This window comes from Corynebacterium sp. HMSC036D02 (assembly GCF_001836165.1).
Taxonomy (GTDB): Bacteria; Actinomycetota; Actinomycetes; order Mycobacteriales; family Mycobacteriaceae; genus Corynebacterium.
On record NZ_KV827649.1, the window covers coordinates 1 to 17,580 of the forward strand.

The 17,580-nt window shown below is 59.0% G+C and carries 15 protein-coding genes; all 15 read right to left on the reverse strand.

The window, feature by feature from the left end; all coding sequences use genetic code 11:
• Positions 1-315 precede the first annotated feature (315 nt).
• The 15 genes from tyrS to pheT all read right to left on the reverse strand — a co-directional run bounded on the left by tyrS (position 316) and on the right by pheT (position 17,571).
• Entirely contained in the window at positions 316-1,575 is a 1,260-nt protein-coding gene (tyrS, locus tag HMPREF2743_RS01335; protein ID WP_070644809.1) for a tyrosine--tRNA ligase, read from the reverse strand.
• 37 nt (positions 1,576-1,612) lie between these two features.
• Complete coding sequence (locus HMPREF2743_RS01340; protein ID WP_070527553.1) at positions 1,613-1,792, reverse strand: Trm112 family protein; 180 nt, start codon at positions 1,790-1,792, stop codon at positions 1,613-1,615.
• An 11-nt stretch (positions 1,793-1,803) separates the two neighbouring features.
• A complete protein-coding gene (locus HMPREF2743_RS01345) occupies positions 1,804-2,397 on the reverse strand; it encodes a hypothetical protein (RefSeq protein WP_070744727.1) in 594 nt (197 codons plus the stop codon).
• 35 nt (positions 2,398-2,432) lie between these two features.
• Positions 2,433-3,998 (reverse strand): vWA domain-containing protein, encoded by a 1,566-nt coding sequence (locus HMPREF2743_RS01350; RefSeq protein WP_070744729.1) that lies wholly within the window; start codon positions 3,996-3,998, stop codon positions 2,433-2,435.
• Positions 3,999-4,036: 38 nt separating this feature from the next.
• Positions 4,037-5,164 carry a hypothetical protein gene (locus HMPREF2743_RS01355; RefSeq protein WP_070744731.1) on the reverse strand — a complete coding sequence of 376 codons (1,128 nt, stop codon included), beginning with the start codon at positions 5,162-5,164 and terminating at the stop codon, positions 4,037-4,039.
• A 557-nt stretch (positions 5,165-5,721) separates the two neighbouring features.
• Complete coding sequence (gene argH / locus HMPREF2743_RS01360; protein WP_070744733.1) at positions 5,722-7,146, reverse strand: argininosuccinate lyase; 1,425 nt, start codon at positions 7,144-7,146, stop codon at positions 5,722-5,724.
• A gap of 32 nt (positions 7,147-7,178) precedes the next feature.
• On the reverse strand, positions 7,179-8,393 hold the full coding sequence (locus tag HMPREF2743_RS01365; RefSeq protein WP_010190050.1) for an argininosuccinate synthase: 1,215 nt from the start codon (positions 8,391-8,393) through the stop codon (positions 7,179-7,181).
• Between the two features lie 76 nt (positions 8,394-8,469).
• Complete coding sequence (locus HMPREF2743_RS01370) at positions 8,470-8,955, reverse strand: arginine repressor (protein ID WP_070527538.1); 486 nt, start codon at positions 8,953-8,955, stop codon at positions 8,470-8,472.
• A gap of 4 nt (positions 8,956-8,959) precedes the next feature.
• On the reverse strand, positions 8,960-9,877 hold the full coding sequence (gene argF, locus HMPREF2743_RS01375) for an ornithine carbamoyltransferase (RefSeq protein WP_070527535.1): 918 nt from the start codon (positions 9,875-9,877) through the stop codon (positions 8,960-8,962).
• Positions 9,874-11,052 (reverse strand): acetylornithine transaminase, encoded by a 1,179-nt coding sequence (locus HMPREF2743_RS01380; RefSeq protein WP_070527532.1) that lies wholly within the window; start codon positions 11,050-11,052, stop codon positions 9,874-9,876. The genes argF and HMPREF2743_RS01380 overlap by 4 nt, the downstream gene beginning before the upstream one ends.
• Positions 11,049-11,984 carry an acetylglutamate kinase gene (argB, locus tag HMPREF2743_RS01385; protein WP_070527529.1) on the reverse strand — a complete coding sequence of 312 codons (936 nt, stop codon included), beginning with the start codon at positions 11,982-11,984 and terminating at the stop codon, positions 11,049-11,051. The genes HMPREF2743_RS01380 and argB overlap by 4 nt, the downstream gene beginning before the upstream one ends.
• 18 nt (positions 11,985-12,002) lie before the next feature.
• Entirely contained in the window at positions 12,003-13,160 is a 1,158-nt protein-coding gene (argJ, locus tag HMPREF2743_RS01390; RefSeq protein ID WP_070818066.1) for a bifunctional glutamate N-acetyltransferase/amino-acid acetyltransferase ArgJ, read from the reverse strand.
• An 83-nt stretch (positions 13,161-13,243) separates the two neighbouring features.
• Complete coding sequence (argC, locus tag HMPREF2743_RS01395; RefSeq protein WP_070527522.1) at positions 13,244-14,287, reverse strand: N-acetyl-gamma-glutamyl-phosphate reductase; 1,044 nt, start codon at positions 14,285-14,287, stop codon at positions 13,244-13,246.
• Positions 14,288-14,431: 144 nt separating this feature from the next.
• Positions 14,432-14,884, reverse strand: a complete 453-nt coding sequence (locus tag HMPREF2743_RS01400; protein WP_070527520.1) for a hypothetical protein — start codon at positions 14,882-14,884, stop codon at positions 14,432-14,434.
• Positions 14,885-15,057: 173 nt separating this feature from the next.
• Entirely contained in the window at positions 15,058-17,571 is a 2,514-nt protein-coding gene (gene pheT, locus HMPREF2743_RS01405) for a phenylalanine--tRNA ligase subunit beta (RefSeq protein ID WP_070818067.1), read from the reverse strand.
• Positions 17,572-17,580 lie beyond the last annotated feature (9 nt).

The following is a 17,580-nucleotide window of genomic DNA, read 5'->3' on the forward strand; positions in this document are numbered from 1 at the left end:
CTATTGAGTTCTCAAACATCATCCGCACACTCTTTGCACTGAAGCTATTTATTCATTGCTCTGAGCGGCTGGAGTTCATACTCTAGCCAACAAGTTTAAATCTTGTCAACTGGGAGTTAATCTCCTTGTCACCGGCGTCTTGCGGCGACTCGAATTAATATACGCACACCCCCATACTTGAACAAATCCGCAGTTCATACCATGTTTTTCGACTTCCTTAACTGCTTTGCCGATTGCCCCACGGTAAAACGACGAATCCCGCCGCAGTACGCGACGGGATTGACCTAATTCAGGTCCGCAGTGGACACCCACTAGCTAGTTGAGCTTGGCACCAGCAAAATTCTTCTTACCACGACGCAGCACTAGCCATGCCCCGTGGAGCAGGTCGTCGGCAGCCGGCTCCCAGTCATCAGATTCAATGCGCTGGTTATTAACGTATGCGCCGCCTTCCTTGATAGTGCGACGGGCCGCACCCTTGGAATCAGCAAGGCCGGAGGCAACCAACAAGTCGACAATGGTGCGCGGTTCACCAGCGGCTATGTCAGCCGCGGTAGTCTCCGACAGCGCGCCAACCAGAGTTTGCTCATCCAAGTCAGAAAGCTCTGCCTTGCCGAACAGCGCCTGCGCAGCGAGCTCGACGGACTTCGTGGCTTCCTCGCCATGCACCAAGGTGGTCATCTCCTGCGCAAGGCGGCGCTGTGCCTCACGACGGAAGGGCTCCTCGGCTACCTTCTGCTCGTATTCAGCGATTTCTTCCTGGCTCAAGAAGGTAAACCACCGCAAGTAGTCAATGACCACGGAGTCACCCGCGTTGAGGAAGTACTGGTACCAGGAGTACGGCGATGTTTTCTCCGGATCGAGCCAGAGCTTTCCGCCGCCAGTGGACTTACCAAATTTCTGCCCCTGGGCATCCGTCACGAGCGGAACCGTCAGGCCATGCACCTTGGCTCCCTTGACACGTCGGTTGAGATCAACGCCAGAGACGATATTGCCCCACTGATCGCCACCACCGATCTGCAGAACACAGTCAAACTCATCGTGCAGATGAACATAGTCATTGGACTGCAGGAGCATGTAGGAAAACTCGGTGTACGAGATGCCATCAGACTCCAAACGGCGCTTGACGGTGTCACGGTCCAGCATGGTGTTGAGAGAAAAGTTCTTACCCACATCACGCAAGAAGTCGATGACGGTCATCTTCGAAGTCCAGTCAGCATTGTTGACCATGGTGGCAGCGTTCTCGCCCTCAAAATCAATGAACTGACGCAGTTGCTTCTTAATGGCGACCATATTGTCGTTGATAGTCTCCTGCGAGAGCATGGTGCGCTCCCCTACATCGCGCGGGTCACCGATCTGGCCCGTCGCACCACCTGCCAGGGCAATCGGATGGTGGCCAGCCTTCTGGAAGCGACGAAGCATGATCATCGGTACGAGGTGGCCGGCGTGCAGCGAATCACCTGTCGGGTCAAAACCGCAATACAAGGTGATGGGTTCTTCGCAAGCCTCACGGAGTGCGTCGAGATCGGTGGACTGGTTAATGAGGCCGCGCCACTGCAGCTCATCAATGATATTCATGAAGGCTCCTTTGAAAATCGATTCGTTCTTTTGAGATCTAGTTCTGGCGCGGCCACGGCGTAGCGTGGTCCACCAGCATGACGGGGATGTCGTTCTCAATGGGATAGGCCACGCCAAGACGATCATTGACCAAGACCTGTTCCTCGGCCAGATACTTCAACGGACCTTTATCCTGCGGACACACCAGGATGTCAAGCAGTTGCGAATCGAGACTCATAAGCGCTAAGCCTACACTTCCCTAGATTCCACGGAAGGAAGGGTCCCACCATATTCGAGTTTGAGCGCCATAGAATGATTGCGCAGCTTGCGGACCGAGTTCTGGGAAATCGCCTCCTTGATTTGCTCCATTTCGCGGCCCAGGATACTGAGCGATTCACTCATCTCCTCGACAGCAACCGGATCCTTCAGGTCTGTCACATCGAGGTAAGACCTCACCAGCTCCTTGGAGTGTTGTTCAATCATGTCGCGCACGAGGGCTTGCTGGTGCGGAGCCTCATCGAGGCGGTGCCAGTTGTCCAACACCCACACTGCTGATTCATCGAAAGAATCCCACGCTCGTTGGACAGGGCTAGGAAGCTTGTGCGCTGTAAAGGTGTATCGGACTTCCTCCAAGGTATGGATAAGCTCGCCTTCTCCGGCTTTGGGAGGCTCCAGAACCTTCTCCTGCCGTGGCGGCGTCACGAACCCAGCCGCCATACCTGTGCAGATTGCGACAACCGGCCACAGGAAACCCAATCCACCGCCGCTTAAGACATGAAGGACAACGACGAGCGCGGTAACCGCAACGCCGACGACAACTTTTCGCGAGTTCAGGGCGTTCATGTAGTGCAGATCCTCCTGGGAAAGGTGGAATTGTTTTACTGGTAGGCACGAATTTCTTCGAACGCGGCAGCAAGGTCACCGTTGAGCGCATCAAAGGTCTTGCCACCAGTCAGCTGAGCTAGTTCTTCCATCTCTTGGATATTGGCTTCACCATACAAGATGACAAAGACAGGAATCTCCTTTTTGTCCTCGGGCAACTGCGCATAAGCTTCCTTCAGCTGTGCAAATGTGCGCCCACGTGTAACTTCGCCGTCGGTCATGAGCACCACTGTGCCAATATCGCCGCCGCTGGTATCCACTTCATCGAAAGCGTTCAGGACGGCCTCGAAGGTCGCGGTATCGCCATCCGCAACGAGGCGTTCCACGCGGTCTGCAAGCTCCTTGGTAGTTGCCGGCTTATCCTTATCCACGCGTGCACGAGTTGGCTGCTGGGGCTCTGAAGAATACGGAATCAGCTTGATATGCTCGCGATTTCGGAAGGCAACTTGACCTTCGCCATCTGGGGTGCCGTCAGCTGAGCCGTCGATAAGCGGGAGCAAACTACTCTTGAGTAGATCCATGCGCTCGCCTTCCATGGAGCCGGAGGTATCGAGGACCAAAGCCGTGTTGCCAGGATTGCGCAGTTCATGGGCGAAGGCAGCCTCCAGCGCATCAACGGTTTGCTCGTTTGCCGGGTAAGGCAGCTCAAAAACAGTGCCGGGCAAGTCAGAACTATCTACTCGCAAATGGAAACTTGTGAGCTTGTCTGGATGCTCCGCAAACCATTCAGCAAGCGCCTGCACTTTCGCTTCTGCGTCTTTGTCCGAAGAGCTCGCCAAGGAAGACAGCGGATAGTCAGCCGAAATCACTCCATCGGAGGGGATGACCACCTCTATGTCTGCTCCCTCATCTTTGAGCTGGTAGAGCACAGATTCATAGTTAAAAATTGCATCGGCTTGCTCTGGGTGCTCGCGGAAGCGGTCGGCCAACCAGCCAGAGGAACCCGATGTCAGGGTTTGGTTGCCAAAGAGCTTCTGCACTTTTCCAGTGGACTGCCTGATGTCCTCTTCCGTGAGGGCGCGTCCTGTGTCCGCAAAAGCGGTCGTTGCTGCCGATAGTGCGGAGAAACCCGAATTTGAGGTAGAAGGATCCGTCATGCCAAAAGTTATTCCGGAGTCAGCGATTTCTTGCCACGACGGCTGCTTGCTGGTCCAGCCTTGCTCTTGTGCCACAGAGGACTGCACGCCGAGAGCTATTGGGGAACGCGCCACGCTGTGCTCTCTTCCCAGCTGGTCATCTGCACCAATAATGCGCGCATAGCGATTGGTGGCAAACCACGTCGCGTCATAGGTCCCTTCGAAACCACCTTGCTTAAGGGTACGGGAATTCGCCAGCGTTCCGTCCTCGGTGGTCATGGTGATGTCGAAGCCGAGGTCTTGGGAGGCGTCGGCAAGCACGGGCTCCAGAGATTCGAGCTCCGTTGCCGCCACGATTCTGAGACCGCCGCTGAATGAATTCCCGGAGCCGGGTTTCTGAGAGTCATCGAACAGATCCCCCATCGAACAGGCCGTCAGCGCCATGGTGCCCACTAGGATGAGCAGCACTCTCAGTGACCGAAACATTCCCTCACAACCTTCCTGATGCTTGTTGCTGCGGAGCCTTAACCGACTACCTGCAGAATTTCCTCGAAATCCGCCCACCGCAGCTGGCTATATTCGCCGCCGTCCACGGGGATACTGTGATCGTTGGATGGATCAAATTTCGGGTTGAAGCCGGAGCCCTGCGTACTGAGCCCGAGGCCCTCCATCACCGCAGGGATGCCGTCCTCATTCATTGCTTTAGCAAACAGCACTCCCTCCTCAGTGCGAGGAATGACGATGCTGATCAACGTCGTCGGTGGATCCAGAGCTAGGGGTGTATAGGGGGACAGGTCCTCGCCCTCATTGCGCAGGCGCACGTACTGATCGGTAGTTGCCAAGACCATGGGCATCTCCCCCTTATCCACCCGAAGAAAAGCATCGAGGATTCCCTGCTCGGTGGTCTCACTGTAGCCCTGTTCCGCTACGAGATGCCGCATGATGTCATCAGCTTCCGCATCAATCTTCGCCTTGTCATCACGTCCTAGCTCCTTCTGCGCGTAATCCTCCCCAACGGTGCGAAGAAGGCGTGCGTAACGCAATGCGGCAAAAGACTGACTTACCTGGGGCACTGCCACGTCCACGACACGCGGCGATCCGAAGGCTGGGCTAATGTCACGCCAGCGAGTGTTTTCCTGGGACATGTCCACCAAGGTCTCTACATTCAACGAAGCTAAGTTGCCGGATTCCGTGACCAAGTCGTGGTCCTTCATGTCCTCGACTAGGTCACTATGCACCAGCACCTGCAACTGATTGCCAAACACCATCGGAAAACCTTCATCCAGTTCCGCCAGCTCCGGGTTGGCATTGCGCAGATCAGACACCCACGCAGCGCCATTGGGATCCGTCAGAATGAAGTCATAGTCCTTGTCCACGCTGCTACTGTGCTCAACGAAGTCCCCAGCCGGCACAACATCGAGTTCGACCTCGATGTTGTGTTTCTCTAAAGCCTTGAGCATGGCAGGGTCGTTAAAGGTGGCTTCCAGTTCTGGACTAATTGCGCCCGTGACAAGGGTCGTGTCCTTGAAAAAGTTGAACTTCGGCAGGGAATCTCCGCCACGCCCTACCGCGAGGGAGGCCACGGCGAGGACGATGAACACTGCGGCAATCACGAAGGACTTGGTGCGCTTCGTCGACGATGTGCTGCTCATGATCTAAATCATAAAGTGATCTTCTTCTCATTGCTGGGTAAAGGAAGGGGTGAGGGGGTAAAGCGGCGGCCCGCCACCCTGCCCCACCCGGTTCTCTAAAGAAGAGAAGGAACGTTCGCCACCAAAAAGTAGAGGTCCTTCGGGACCTCAGGGTTAGCGATAATATCAATCTCGGACTCTAAGTCGGTGCCACGAAGGTGGGAAAGATATTGTCGGCGTCGACAAGCACGCCGATGGCCGGAACCGTCTGGAATCCGTACGCGGACTGGAAGGATGACCGTTGACGAACTTAAAGGATAGAACCAGCCCCAACGATGTCAGTGTGCCGAGCGGCAAGCCGGAGCCGATAGCAGAGACAATGGCAATCATCTGCAGCTACCGGTTGCTCATCCCCTTCTGGAGGACCTGTTCCTCCGAGACATAGAGCACTTTCTCTTAATCTTGAGACTCCGCGCTAGGGGTCCGAAGTGCTTCAGCAATGGGTTACTCCATGTCACCCCACATAAGAAAAGAACCGCATGGCCATAAGGACCATGCGGTTAAAGAAGCTGGCGGGTTTAGCGCAGCGGAGTCTGCGCCCATTCGCGTGCGTCACGAGCACGCTCGCGAACCTTTTCGCGCTGCTCCACCACACGGACACCGGCGGTGCCGCCCTTAGTGGAGCGCGACGCCACTGCCCCATCAATGGTCAGCACCTCACGGACCTCTGGGAGCAGGCGCTTGTCGACGCCCGCCAGTTCCTCATCCGTGAGATCCACCAAGTCAACGCCGCGGGACTCTGCGATCTGCACACACGCACCGGAAGCCTCATGAGCCTCGCGGAAAGGAACGCCTTGGCGCACCATCCACTCGGCAAGATCAGTGGCCAGAGTGAAACCGCGCGGTGCGAGCTCGCGCATGCGAGCTTCGTGGAAGGTCAGCGTTTCAACCAATCCGGTCATCGCCGGTAGCAAGAGGTTCAGCTGCGCCACCGAGTCAACGATAGGCTCCTTATCCTCCTGCAGATCACGGTTATAGGCCAAGGGCTGCGCCTTAAGCGTTGCCAGCAGGCCCGTGAGGTTGCCAATGAGCCGGCCGGTCTTACCACGGGTCAACTCCGGTACGTCCGGGTTCTTCTTCTGCGGCATGATAGACGAGCCCGTGGACCAGGCATCATCCAAGGTGACATAGCCATATTCCGGGGTGCACCAGTAGATGATCTCTTCGGATAAGCGCGACATGTCCACGGCAATCTGGGTAAGGACGAAGGCCGTTTCGGAAGCAAAGTCCCGTGCTGCCGTGCCATCCAGAGAGTTCTCCGCGGAGGAGTCGAAACCGAGCTCCTCGGCGATAGCCTCCGGGTCCAAGTGCAGCGAGGAACCCGCGAGTGCACCCGAGCCATAAGGTGACACGGCCAAGCGCTTGTCCAAATCCTGGAGGCGCTCGATATCACGCAGCAAGGGCTGGGCGTGTGCGAGAAGCTCGTGCGCAAGCAGAACTGGCTGCGCTGCTTGGGAGTGGGTCTTGCCCGGCATGATGGCATCCGGGTGAGCCTCGGCCTGACCAGCCAAAGCTTCCACCAAGTCGGTGACTTGGAGCGCGATATCGCGGATGGTATCGCGGATCCACATCCGGAACAGGGTGGCTACCTGGTCGTTGCGTGAGCGTCCAGCGCGCAGGCGTCCACCAACCTCGGGGCCAACAATGTCAATGAGTCCGCGCTCCATCGCGCCGTGGACGTCCTCGTCCGTCGGCAGTGGGGTGAATTCGCCAGAAGCAACCTTCTCCCCTAGTTCGCTGAGGCCGTTGAGCATGGTGTCCAAGTCTGCGTCCGACAGCAATCCGGCCTTGTGCAGGACCTTGGCGTGAGCCTTGGAGGCCAGCACATCATAGGGGGCGAGGACCCAGTCGAAGTGGGTGGATACGGACAGGGCAAACATCGCCTCGGAAGGGCCGCCCGAAAAGCGGCCTCCCCACAACGCGCCCTCATTAGTCTTGTGCATCGATTCCTTACCTTGACCTTGACTGTGCTGGTTTACTTGCCGGTGGGGAAACCGCCGTCGCGGTCACGCTGGTTAGAGATCTGCGTCGACAGACCGTGCAGCTGGACAAAGCCCTTGGCCGCAGTCTGATCGAAGGTATCACCGGTGTCATAGGTGGCCAGGTCGAAGGAGTACAGCGACTGGCCAGAGCGACGGCCATTGACGGTGGCGGTGCCGGCATGCAGAACCATGCGGATATCGCCGGTGACGTTCTCCTGGGTGGACTCGGTGAAGGCATCCAGGGAGCGCTTCAGCGGCGAGAACCAGAGGCCGTCGTAGACCTCTTCGGACCAGCGGGCGTCGGTAAGGCGCTTGTAGCGGGCCAGCTCACGCTCCACGGTGACATCTTCCAATGCCTCGTGGGCCTTGATGAGAACCATGGCGCCCGGGGCCTCGTAGACCTCGCGGGACTTGATGCCCACCAGGCGGTCTTCCACCATGTCGAGGCGGCCAATGCCCTGGGCGCCGGCGCGGCGGTTGAGCTCCTCGATAGCCTGCAGGACGGTAACCGGCTTGCCGTCGATGGCAGTGGGCACGCCCTTATCGAAGGTGATGGTCACCTCGTCCGGGGCATTGCCCAGGTCTGGCTGCTCGGTGTAGGCGTAGAGATCCTTTGTCGGCGGGTTCCACAGGTCTTCGAGGAAGCCGGTCTCGACCGCACGGCCCCACACGTTCTGATCAATCGAGAACGGGGACGCAGCGGACTGCTCGATCGGAAGGTTGATTTCCTCAGCGAAGGCAATCGCCTTATCACGGGTCCAGGCATAGTCACGCGCCGGCGCAATGATTTCCAGCGCCGGATCCAATGCACGGAAGGAGACCTCGAAACGCACCTGGTCGTTACCCTTGCCGGTGCAGCCGTGAGAAACATGGGTACCACCGTGGGCCTGAGCGGCCTCCACGAGGTGCTTGACGATGAGCGGGCGCGAGATAGCAGACACCAGCGGGTACTGCTTCATGTACATGCCGTTCGCCTTGATGGTGGGCAAGCAGTACTCTTCTGCGAACTCATCCTTTGCGTCGACAACGATGGACTCGACAGCACCGCAGTCGAGAGCACGCTGGCGCACAGATTCCATATCCTCGCCGCCCTGACCAAGGTCAAGGGACACGGCGATAACCTCGCCGCCGGTCATCTTGGCCAGGTAGGGAATGGCGACGGAAGTATCCAGACCGCCAGAGTAGGCAAGCACAACGCGTGCAGTCATAGTAGTTTGCTCCTTTTAAGACAGACAGGTGCTAAAAATTGAACTTATTTATATTATACAGACTTACGTATAAATGTTAAATGCTGCGGCTGGTGAGCTTTTCTGCAAGCTCACGGCCTCCGAGTCCTTCACGTGCTAGGACAAAGATGGTGTCATCGCCCGCAATACACCCCACCACATCTGGCAGGCCCACACGATCAATGAAGGAAGCTAGGTACTGGGCAGCGCCCGCGGGCGTGCGGAGCATCGCGATATTGCCGGAGAAATCGTGGGAGACCACGAGTTCTTCGAGCATGCGACGCAGCTTCTCGCGCGGACCGTTGAGCTGGTCTTCGAATTGCTCCAACTCGCCGCCCACCACGTAGAAGGACCGGCCACCATCGCGTTTTACTTTCTTGGCGCCCAGCTCATCGAGGTCACGCGACAAGGTGGCTTGCGTGATGTCGATTCCCTCATCGAGCAAGAGCTCGGAGAGCTGGACTTGGCTCGTGACCCGTGTGCGGTCAAGAATCTCCAAGATCTTTGCTTGGCGGGCATTGCGCGTCGTTGGGGTCGTCGTCATTCGCTTAGTTCTCCTCCTGAGCTGCAAGAAGCCACACGAGCAGCGCCTTCTGAGCATGGAGGCGGTTTTCCGCCTCGTCGAAGACACGAGATTGTGGTCCGTCAATCACCTCAGCGGTCACTTCGCTACCGCGGTAGGCCGGCAAGCAGTGCAGGAAGATTGCCTCATCCTTGGCACGGGACATGACCTCTGGGGTGACCTGGTAAGGCAGGAACGGGGTGCGACGGTCCTTGCCGTCATCTTCCTGCCCCATGGAAACCCACGTGTCAGTGATAACAACGTCGGCGCCGTCGACGGCGTCGAGAGAATCAGTCACAGTCACCGTGCCGCGCTTGCGGGCACGTTCCACAAACTCCGGCTGCGGCTGGAAACCTTCCGGCGCAATGATCGTCATCTCCATGCCCGCGGTGGCAAAGCCCAACATATAAGAGTTAGCCATATTGTTGTTGCCATCACCCAAGTAAACGGCCTTGCGGCCAGCTAGGTCACCGAAATTCTCGCGGCAGGTCACCAAATCTGCCAGGATCTGGCAGGGGTGTAGGTCGTCGGACAGGGCGTTGACGATGGGTACCGTCGCGGTTTCAGCCATCTCCAACAAATTCTGGTGCGCATAGGTGCGCCAAACGATAGCCTCGACGAAACGGGAGAGCACGGCTGCGGTGTCTTGGTATGTCTCGCCCTTCCCCATTTGCGTGGACTTAGTCTCCGTAACGATGGCGTTGCCGCCTAGGTGAGCGATTCCTGCCTCGAAGGAGAAGCGCGTGCGCGTCGACGTCTTATCAAAAAGAACCGCGACTGACTTCGGGCCCTCCAAAGGACGCTCGGCAAAAGGATCCTTCTTCAACCTCAGCGCAAGATCAAGAACCTCCGCTTGCTCCTGCGGTGTGAGGTCATCATCGGCCAAGAAATGGCGCACGCTCATCCAATATCCTCCAGTACCTTATGCAGGCGCTCCACAGCCTGCGCGAGTTCTTCATCGGTAATCACTAGCGGCGGGGTCAAGCGCACGACCTCGCCGCTTGGGGCGTTGAGAATAAGACCGTGTTGCAGGCCCGCAGCCACAACGTCCTTAGCCACCGACTTATTTAATACAACTCCTAGCATAAGCCCTCGGCCCCGGACAGACTGCACAGCCGGAGATTTAGCCAGCTCGGCGCGTAGCCACTCGCCCTTGCGGCTAACGTCGGCGAGGAAGGGGTCGTCGACAAGCTCCAGCACCGTCGCTGCCGCCGCACAGGAGACGGGATTGCCGCCGAAGGTCGTACCGTGCGAACCCGGAGTGAAAAGGCCTTTGGCCTGACCACGAGCAATGGTGGCGCCAATCGGCATGCCCGCGCCCAAGCCCTTGGCCATGGTGATGACATCCGGAAAGACGTCCTCATGTTGGAAGGCAAAGAAATCGCCGGTGCGCCCCACACCCGTTTGCACTTCATCGACGATCATGAGGATCCCGTGTGTGGTGCACAGCTCGCGCACTGCGCTCAAGAATCCATCGGGCGCCGGAATCACACCGGTCTCCCCCTGAATGGGCTCCAAGATGATGGCGGCAGTATCCTCCGGGTTCTGTTCCACCAAGGTGGTCAAGTATTCAATGTCGCCGTAGGTGTAGAACTCCACCCCGCCCGGGAAAGGTTCAAAGGCCTTGCGCTTTGCAGGCTGCCCCGTCATGGCGAGAGAGCCCATCGTCCGGCCATGGAAACCATGATGTGCGGCGAGAATGCGGCGGCGCCCCGTCAGGCGAGCCAGCTTAAAGGCAGCCTCATTGGCTTCGGCCCCGGAGTTGGAGAAGAAGACACGGGCGTCGCTGTCCCCCACCTTCTCCAGCAGCTTTCCGGCAGCCTCGACGACGGGTTTGCTGGCGAAGAGATTGGAGACATGCCCCACGGTCGCCACCTGAGTGCTTACCGCTTCTACGATGGCCGGGTGGGCATAGCCCAGCGAGTTCACCGCAATGCCGGCGAGCATATCGATGTATTCTTTACCGTCTTCATCAGTCACCGTGGCTCCCTTGCCGGAAACGATGGCCACGGGTGGGGTGCCATAGGTGTTGCTTAACACCTCTCCCCACCGTTGCGTCAATGTGGTCTGCGCAGTCACTTGTTATCGTCCTTCCTGAAGACCGTTCCTTCTGGGTAGTCCTCACGGTTGTAATCATTGGGCAGCACCATCGTGCCGATGCCGCCCGTAGTGAGCAGCTCCAATAGCACGGCGTGGGCGATACGCCCGTCGATGACGTGGGCGGCGCTCACATCACCCTCGACGGCCATGAGGCAGGACTCCATCTTCGGAATCATGCCCGAATCCAGGCCTGGGAGCAGGGCTTTGAGTTTGTCGACCTCAATTTTCGACACCAGTGAATCGCGATTGGGCCAGTCGGTGTACAGGCCCTCCACATTGGTGAGGATGACAAGGCGCTCAGCACCCAGTGCTCGTGCCAATGCACCGGCGGCGATATCCGCGTTGATGTTGTAGACCTCGCCGTCATTTCCGGGAGCGATGGTCGAGACCACCGGAATGCGCCCAGCCTCGATGATGTCCATGACGGCGGAGGGATCGACGCTGACGATGTCTCCCACCATGCCGATATCGGTGGGCTCGCCGTCGACGTCGACAAGCCGCTTGCGGGCCTTAAACAGACCCGCGTCCTCACCGGATGTTCCCACGGCGTAGGGACCGTGGGAGTTGATGAGGTTCACCAGACCGCGCCCCACCTGGCCGAAAAGAACCATGCGGACCACGTCCATGATTTCCGGGGTGGTGACGCGGAAGCCGCCCTTGAATTCTCCCTCAATGCCGAGCTTGCCCAGCATCTCATTGATCTGCGGGCCGCCACCATGCACAACCACAGGCTTAGCGCCTACGGTGCGCAGGAAAACCATGTCGGCGGCAAAGGCGGCCTTGAGCGAGTCATCCACCATCGCGTTCCCGCCGTACTTGACGACGACGATCTTGTCGCGGTAGTGCTGCAGCCATGGCAAAGCTTCCGCGAGCACCGTGGCGCGGTCAGCATTGCTTAATCCCGGAAGCATTCTTCCTCCCTGTGAGAACTAAGAGCTATACGCGGAGTTGATCTCCACATAGTCGTGGGACAAGTCGGTGGTACGCACAAAGGCAGTACCGCTTCCTCCGGTTCCGAGGTCCACGCGCACGTCAATGTCGGCGCCAGAAAGGTCGACATCGCGCGCGCCGGGCGCACCGGTGGACTTAACGCACACGGCCTGGTCATTGAAGAACACGGAAATATTCTCCGGATCCATATCAGCATCCGCCATGCCCACTGCGGCGAGCACGCGGCCCCAGTTGGGATCCGAGCCGAACATCGCGCACTTAAAGAGGTTGTCCCGCCCCAACGTCCGCGCAGCGTTCAGCGCCTGCTCATCGGTGCTTGTCCCCCCCACGGTAATCTTTACGCGCTTGGTCACGCCCTCCGCGTCTGCCTGGAGCTGATCCGCGATATCGGAGCACACGGCTAGGACCGCCGCGTCCAACTCCTCCTGGCTCGGCTCTACACCGGAGGCGCCAGAAGACAGGATAATGACGGTGTCATTCGTTGACGTAGAGCCGTCCACATCGAGTGTGTTGAAGGTCTGATCGCTAGCGGCCTGCAGGGCGGAGTGCAATGCTTGCGGGGAGGCCACGGCATCCGTGGTCACGCATACCAGCATGGTGGCCAGGGAGGGAGCCATCATCCCCACGCCCTTGCCCATCGCGCCCATGCACCAGCCGTCGGACTCGACGACGGCTTCCTTGGTTACGGTATCGGTGGTCATGATGGCCTCTGCCGCGGCCTGACCGTGAGCCTTATCCGCCCCCAACTCCCCGGCAACCACCCCGATGCCCGCGAGAGCCTGCTCCATGGGCAGTGGTTCTCCGATGAGGCCCGTCGAGCAGGCAGCAATGTTAGCTACAGGAATACCCGTATGCTCGGAGACAGCGGCAACCATCGCCGCGGCGTCCTTGTCCCCCTGCTCGCCGTTGCAGGCATTAGCGTTGCCGGAGTTATAAATAACTGCTTGGAGTGTGCCATCGGCTACTGCTTCGCGGGAAAGCTTCACGGGTGCGGCCACTACGCGGTTGCGGGTGAAGACCGCAGCGGCGTCGAAATTCGGCCCTTGGTTAACCACGAGTGCCATATCTGGCTTTCCCGAGGGCTTAATCCCAGCCCTCGTAGCCGCTGCCAGGAAGCCGGCGGGTGCGGTGATCATCTTTATGTTCTCCTTGTCTTAACAGAACGGAAGTCCCCGGGGAATTGGATAGCGCGGGGAACGCGCGCGAGTATTTCGAGTGCTTAGGGTGCGACGGCCGCCTGCGGCAGACCCAAGGTTTCCTCCCAGCCCAAAGTCAGGTTCATGCACTGGACAGCTGCACCGGCGGTGCCCTTGCACAGGTTGTCTAAAGCCGCGGTTATCACCAGGCGCTGAGCACGCTCGTCCACGTGCGCCTGGATGTGGACCATGTTGGTACCCACTACGTTCTGTGTTTCCGGCTGCTGAGCTTCCGGCAGAACCAGGCAGAACGGCTCTTCCGCATAGAAGTCGCGGAAGGCTTGAGCAACGCTGTGCTTGTCGACGTCCCCCTTCAGAGGCGCCGTAATCGTCGCCAAGATGCCACGCGGCAACGGCGCGAGCACCGGAGTAAAGCTCACCGAAACCGAATCCTGGGTAAAGGGCTGTAAGTTCTGCAGGACCTCCGGAGTGTGTCGATGGGTCCCACCCGGCTTATAAGCCTTGAGATTGCCCATCGTCTCCGCGCCGAGCTGGGCCACGGAGGCCTTCTTTCCCGCTCCGGAAACACCGGTAATCGCGATAACGGACAGGTCCGGTTCAATCAGCCCTTTCGCCACGGCGGGCAGAGCGCCGAGAGTAATCGCGGTGGGGAAACACCCGGGGACGGCCACACGGTTGCTGCCTTTAAGCTTGTCCCGGTTGCCGGGAACTTCAGGAATTCCATAAGGCCATGCACCGGCGTACTCCCCGCCATAGAATGCATCCCAATCTTCCTTGTTGCGGAGGCGGAAATCGGCGGCGCAATCAATGACGGTGACGGACTCCCCCAACTGGCGGCCAATCTCCGCGGAATGCCCATGCGGCAAACCGAGGAAAACGATGTCATGGCCCGCTAAGACTTCCGGAGTGGTGTCTTCGATGACGCGATCTGCTAACTGCGGCAGGTGCGGCATGAGTTCGGAGACTCGCTGACCAGCATTGGAGTGCCCCGTCAGCGCGCCGATGAGCAGATCACCCGCAAGGTACGCTGGGTGCGACAGCAAGAGACGCAGAATTTCGCTTCCTGCATATCCCGTGGCTCCGGCGATAGCTACTGAAATAGTCATGCAGCCACAGTAGCAAATAATGCAGCCCGCCGTATGTTATTCACTTAAATTGGAAGCACTTTTCTTCATTCCACCGAGAATAAGGCCCGGATCTCCGCAGTGTCCTGCGAAATCCGAGCCTTGCAATAGAGATAGGAGCGAAACCTACATGACGCGGGATGAGACCTGCCCGAGCCCTTCGGCTCCTGATACGGCCTTCTTTCCTGCGTAGCCCAGGTACCCCTGTGGGCCAACGAAGTGGATGCCACCCTGGGCGTCCGCGATGGCGGTGACCTCATTGAATTGGTGAACTTGGCCGGGCTGCAGGCGCTTGAAGCTGGAAGGCGTTAGCCCCTGGTTGAAGCAATCAGCCTTGGAGCGGCCTGTGTGGTAAAAGAAGCGTGGGGCCAACTGACCCGGTGGGTTGCATTCTGGACTAGTGGCGCGAGCGCCATTCGACAAGCAGGCGATGTAAGTTCCTTCAATATTCGCTGCCTCGCAGTTGACGGTGCCATCAGCATTAGAGAAACCCTGGGACAAGTCTGCAGAGGCATGTGGGGCGATGGTCAGTACGCCGACGACGGCGGCGGTAGCTGTAAGACGTGAAATCAAACGCATGGTGTGAACAATCCTTTCGGTGTGGAAACGCTGCCCCTTTGAGGTTATGAGCCAAGCCACACTGCATCCAGTGCTAGGGGATCTATCCCCATCCCTTCGCTCGTTGCGGTATGAGAAAACCCGGTTCACGGGGTGCGTGAGCCGGGTTAAGGAACCGAAGGTGCCAGTGAACGCTAAGCGCGCATCTCTGCGCCAAGACGCTGCTTGGCTAGGTCTGCAGCAGCGAGTCGGTGCTCGTTAGCCTCTTCATCAGTCAGCGTGCGGTCATCCGCGCGGAACAAGAGCTGGAAGGCAAGGGACTTCTTGCCTTCACCGAGCTGCTCACCGCGGAAGACATCGAAAAGCTCCACGGATTCCAAGAGCTCGCCGGCGCCTTCCTCAACCACTCGGCGGACTGCCTCCGCCGGGGTATCCTCATCCACCACCAGCGCGATGTCCTGGTGCAGGGCTGGGAAGGAGGAGAGGACTGGTGCTGGGAACTTCTCGTGCAACGGCAGTGCGGTGACATCGAGCTCCATGGCGCACGTGCGGGCTGGAAGCTCGAGTGCCTCGAGTACTTGCGGATGCAGCTCGCCGGCATAGCCCACGACGGTCTCCTCGTCTGCAGCGAGGACCAAAGCGGCACAGCGGCCCGGATGCCACGGGAGCTGCTCGGCTGCCTTGACAGTGATGTCAACACCAGCAGCGCGGGCGACCTGGCGCGCGGATTCAATGGCATCTGCGTAGCTATAAGCACGACCGGAGCCCCACGGGCCCTCGTGCTCAATGTTGCCGGTAGCGACCGTGGCCACATGCAACGGCTGTAGCGGCAGCGACTCCACGAGCTCGGTCACGACGGAATCCTCCGGGCGCGACTCCACCGAAGGCATCGGAGACGCATCGGCGCGCTTGATTGCCACCTGCTGGAGACCGAAGAGGGCGAGGTCACTTCGGCCACGAGCCACGTTGCGGGCGATTGCTTCCAGGAGATTCGGAAGCAACGTCGTGGACAGAACGGCCTTATCCGCTTCGAGAGGATTCTGCACGGCAACAGTGCGGCGGCGCGGGTCTTCCTTATCCAAACCCCAGGTGTCGAAGGTGTCGTTGGCAATGAACGGCGAAGGCAGAACCTCGGCGTAGCCCGCATAAGCCAAGCCGTGTCCGATTGCACGGCGACGCTTCTGTGCCGGAGTAAGGCCACGACCTCCTACCGGGGTAGGAAGAATGGTCGGAATATCCTCGAGCCCCTCCAGACGCAGAATCTCCTCGATGAGATCCACATCCATTTCGATGTCGGTGCGCCAAGACGCGGGGACGACGGAAAGCTCTTCTTCGCCAGAGACCTCGCAGCCCACCTCAGTAAGGCGCTTTACCACGGTCTCGCGGGAGTACCCAACGCCGGCATACTCGCTCGGCTTGGCTGCGCGCAGCGTGATGGGCTCGCGCTTGGCGACGTCCCCCACGAGCGTCCGGCCCTCCTCAATGGTGCCGCCCGCGATCTGCTGGAGCAGCGCACACGCAACGTCGAGAGCAACCTCCACGATGGCCGGGTCGACGCCACGCTCGAAACGGCGGGAGGCTTCCGAGGACAGCTTGTGGCGGCGCGACGTGCGAGCCACGGTAATCGGATCCCAAATGGCGGATTCGAGGTACACGTCAGTGGTCGTCTCGGAGATTTCGGAAGTCGTGCCACCCATGACACCCGCCAGGGACTGAATTCCGTTGTCATCGCAGATGACCACGTCACCCGCCGAAAGCTCACGCTTGACATGGTCGAGGGTCTCAAACGTCTCTCCCTCGCTAGCGTTGCGCACCACGAGGTCGCCGCTCACGACGTTTGCGTCGAAGGCGTGCATCGGTGCACCGAGGAGCAGCATGACGTAGTTGGTGACGTCGGTCGCCAGATTGACGCTGCGTTGGCCAGAGAGCATGAGCTCGCGCGCCATCCAGAAGGGCGTGCGGGCAGCGGGATCAATGCCGCTAACCTTGCGTAGACCAAAGCGCTGTGCCTTGGTTTCTTCGCGCAGATCGACGGCGATCAGCTCGCCCTTCGGCGCCGGTACATCGGACATATCGATACCGGCAACGCTCGGATCCTGAGCCACGTCTGCGAAAGCCACGTCAAAGGCGGAGGCAATCTCACGTGTCAGGCCACGGGCCGACAAAGCATAGCCACGGTCTGGGGTGATGTTGACGTCGAAAACCGTATCGGAGAGGCCAATAATGGGGCGAGCGTCTTCACCGATCTTGTCGGCGACTTCCTCTCCCAGAACAATGATGCCATCGGCCTTCGGACCAAAGCCCAACTCAGCCGCGGAGCACATCATGCCGTTGGAGATGTGGTCATAGGTCTCACGGGCAGCAATCTTGAAGCCTCCCGGCAGCTCAGCACCCGGCAGGGAAACCACGACATAGTCATTGAGGCGGAAGTTACGAGCGCCGCAGATAATGCCCTGTAGCTCGCCGGTGCCGTTGGCTTGGCCAACATTCACCTGGCAGTAACGGATTGGCTTCTTGAACTGGGTGAGCTCTTCAATCTCAACGACCTGGCCAATAACCAGCGGCCCCGTGGTCTCCGGAAGAGCTTCATAGCCCTCGGTTTCGAAGCCGACGCGGACAAAACCGGAGTCTAGCTCTTCGGCGGATACGTTCCAGCCAGAGTTTGCGGTGCCAAGGAGGCGGGTAACCCAGTCTTGGGAAATAAGCATTGTTTTCTT

Excerpts from the sequence above, each read along its gene's own strand:
- tyrS (WP_070644809.1), bottom strand. The coding sequence starts at position 1,575 with ATGAATATCATTGATGAGCTGCAGTGGCGCGGCCTCATTAACCAGTCC.
- HMPREF2743_RS01340 (WP_070527553.1), bottom strand. The coding sequence starts at position 1,792 with ATGAGTCTCGATTCGCAACTGCTTGACATCCTGGTGTGTCCGCAGGAT.
- HMPREF2743_RS01345 (WP_070744727.1), bottom strand. The coding sequence starts at position 2,397 with ATGAACGCCCTGAACTCGCGAAAAGTTGTCGTCGGCGTTGCGGTTACC.
- HMPREF2743_RS01350 (WP_070744729.1), bottom strand. The coding sequence starts at position 3,998 with ATGTTTCGGTCACTGAGAGTGCTGCTCATCCTAGTGGGCACCATGGCG.
- HMPREF2743_RS01355 (WP_070744731.1), bottom strand. The coding sequence starts at position 5,164 with ATGAGCAGCACATCGTCGACGAAGCGCACCAAGTCCTTCGTGATTGCC.
- argH (WP_070744733.1), bottom strand. The coding sequence starts at position 7,146 with ATGCACAAGACTAATGAGGGCGCGTTGTGGGGAGGCCGCTTTTCGGGC.
- HMPREF2743_RS01365 (WP_010190050.1), bottom strand. The coding sequence starts at position 8,393 with ATGACTGCACGCGTTGTGCTTGCCTACTCTGGCGGTCTGGATACTTCC.
- HMPREF2743_RS01370 (WP_070527538.1), bottom strand. The coding sequence starts at position 8,955 with ATGACGACGACCCCAACGACGCGCAATGCCCGCCAAGCAAAGATCTTG.
- argF (WP_070527535.1), bottom strand. The coding sequence starts at position 9,877 with ATGAGCGTGCGCCATTTCTTGGCCGATGATGACCTCACACCGCAGGAG.
- argB (WP_070527529.1), bottom strand. The coding sequence starts at position 11,984 with ATGCTTCCGGGATTAAGCAATGCTGACCGCGCCACGGTGCTCGCGGAA.
- argJ (WP_070818066.1), bottom strand. The coding sequence starts at position 13,160 with ATGATCACCGCACCCGCCGGCTTCCTGGCAGCGGCTACGAGGGCTGGG.
- argC (WP_070527522.1), bottom strand. The coding sequence starts at position 14,287 with ATGACTATTTCAGTAGCTATCGCCGGAGCCACGGGATATGCAGGAAGC.
- HMPREF2743_RS01400 (WP_070527520.1), bottom strand. The coding sequence starts at position 14,884 with ATGCGTTTGATTTCACGTCTTACAGCTACCGCCGCCGTCGTCGGCGTA.
- pheT (WP_070818067.1), bottom strand. The coding sequence starts at position 17,571 with ATGCTTATTTCCCAAGACTGGGTTACCCGCCTCCTTGGCACCGCAAAC.